Origin of the sequence: Candidatus Erwinia dacicola, assembly GCF_001756855.1 — a bacterium.
In the GTDB taxonomy this organism is placed as follows: domain Bacteria; phylum Pseudomonadota; class Gammaproteobacteria; order Enterobacterales; family Enterobacteriaceae; genus Erwinia; species Erwinia dacicola.
Window position 1 is genome coordinate 1 of sequence record NZ_MAYS01000586.1, and the last position, 2356, is coordinate 2356.

Here is a 2356-nt window from a genome sequence, read left to right on the forward strand (position 1 = left end):
GCGGCGGATACGGTGGGTGAGCGTATGGCGCTGCTGGCACCGGGTAAGGTCAGCAAAAAGAGGTGTTTCAGTATTCATGAATGCCGGACTTTATGCGCTTCTGGCGCGATACCAACAAACCCACTGTCATGATGGCATACGAGAAGTTTGCGAAGTGGTGGATTGAGCAATACGGGGACAACGATATTATGTTATCCATGCTACCCAAAGTTGACACAGTGCGCTATGTGCTGGACAAGCTGCCTGTTGCCGAGCGTGAGCGCGGACGTGCAACCGGCTCCGACTACAAGAAGTACCTGCCGTTTGTGCGCCGCGACTGGTCAGTTATTCCGGTTAATGATGTGTGGGTCGGCGATGGCCACGGCATGAAGATGGAAGTGATTAACCCTGAGACGGGCAAGCCATTCAGGCCTGAGATTACGTTAGTAATCGACGCCCGCACCCGCGTGGTGGTGGGCTGGAGTCTGGCCATGTCCGAAAGCCAGGTCGCCGTAGGTGACGCCATCCGTAACGCAGTATCACGCTATGGCGTACCGCTGATGTACTACTCCGATAACGGTGGCGGTGAGAAAAACGCCGTATTCGATGCCGATATTACGGGTATTTTCTCCCGTCTAGGTATTGAGCACCCCACCGGTATTCCCGGTAATCCACAGGGGCGCGGGATTATCGAACGTCTTAACCAGGAAATACCGAAGCGTGCCGCGATGGCCTTCGGCTCCTGGGTGGGTAAATCTGGTGACAGGGAGGCTCAACGTAAGTACCGCAAGGCGGTGGATTCAGCGGTCAATGCGCTGGAGAAAGGCTTCTCGCTGAATGAGGCGCAGGCCTCTGCCATGCGCAAGGTGCCGACGATGGAGCAGCTGGTTGCAGAGATTGAGAGCCAGATAGAACGGCACAATAATCGCCCACACCGCAGTCTGCCGGAGCGCGACAGCGGGCAGCACTGGTCGCCGCTGGCCTATCGTAATCACGTTATTAAACAGGAACAGGAGGAAATTCAGTTCCTGACCAGCTCAGAGCTGCATGAAATGTTCCGGCCAGAACAGATTTGTACGGCCAGACGCGGCGAGATCCAGCTATTCAAGAATATCTATTTCAGCACCGAACTGGCCTGCGTCGAGGGTGAAGAAGTCCGGGTCTGCTTTGATATTCACGACCCCCACAGCGTTATTGTGCGCCGCATGGACGGCTCATGGATATGTGACGCTATCTGGAACGGTAATAAGGTCGACGCATTCCCGAAAGCCCGTATCGAGCAGCTTAAAGAGAAGCGTGTTAAACGCAGCGTTAAGAACCTGGAAGACAAGGTGCGTCGCAAGCAGGAAGAGCTGCGGCCTGCGCTTGAACAACGGCCTGAGATTGACGTCACGATGTTTGCCCCGGTGCGGGATAATAACGAACCTGAAAAGGTTTATTTATTCGAATCGGAATTTGAAAGCGATTTAAAGAAAGCCAGTAATCATCAATAAGGTTATTTAAATGAACATCAAAGATAAATTAATCCACTTGCTGGAGGGGACTGGCTACACTCAAAAAAAGTAGCCACTAAAACAGGTCTGAGCACAGCAGTTATTTCTCAGTATTTGAAAGGCGTCTATAACGGCAATATCAGTAACGTCGAGTCGGCTATCGCTGACTTTATCAGCCGCGAGGAAGAGCGCGCCCGCCGCCGTGAAGTTAAAGAATCCTTTGTTCAGACCCAGCTGGCCGGGCTGGCGCTGGGTTTAATCAGCAATACCCATATGGACAGCGATATCGGCGTTATTTATGGCCCGGCAGGTATGGGCAAAACGATGGCGCTGAAGCGCTATGTGGAGATGAATAAGGGCGCGATCCTGATTGAGGCCGACCCCGGCTACACCGCCAAAGTGCTGCTGCAGGAGCTGTGCGCCCGTCTCGGCGTGAAGAAGAGCGGCAATATCCATGAGTTAAGCGAAGAGTGTATACAGGCGCTGACGGGCACTGGCTGGGTTATCCTGGTGGATGAGGCCGAGCTGCTGCCATACCGCGCACTGAAAGTCCTGCGCCGTATCTACGACCGTTCTGGCGTTGCCATTGTGCTGGCGGGCATGCCTCGCCTGCTGATTAACCTCAAGGGGTCTCGCGGTGAGTTTGCGCAGCTCTACAGCCGCGTGGGTATGGCGTTAGACCTTGAGGCCCACAAGAGCAAGTCCGAGGTTGAGGACTTCAATACCATCCTCGCTAGCCTGCTGCCGGATGAAGATGGCGGTGACGTTATCTCAGTGCCGGGCGTTGCCGAGGCGTTTCTCAAATATTCAACGGGTAATTACCGTCGCATGTTCAAGCTGGCGCGGGGCGTCGTTCGCGCCAGCGCTATCGGTAATCAGGGTAT

The 2356-nt window shown here is 54.4% G+C and carries 1 protein-coding gene and 1 pseudogene; both read left to right on the forward strand.

Annotated features, from left to right (window positions below; genetic code table 11):
• The first annotated feature begins 80 nt into the window (after positions 1–80).
• Positions 81–1472, forward strand: a complete 1392-nt coding sequence (locus tag BBW68_RS14510; protein ID WP_070135893.1) for a Mu transposase C-terminal domain-containing protein — start codon at positions 81–83, stop codon at positions 1470–1472.
• Between the two features lie 10 nt (positions 1473–1482).
• Positions 1483–2356: pseudogene (locus tag BBW68_RS14515) on the forward strand (AAA family ATPase); the annotation flags it as partial.

Bases quoted from the DNA above. Each gene is read 5' to 3' on its own strand.
- BBW68_RS14510 (WP_070135893.1), top strand. From the start codon at position 81: ATGCCGGACTTTATGCGCTTCTGGCGCGATACCAACAAACCCACTGTC.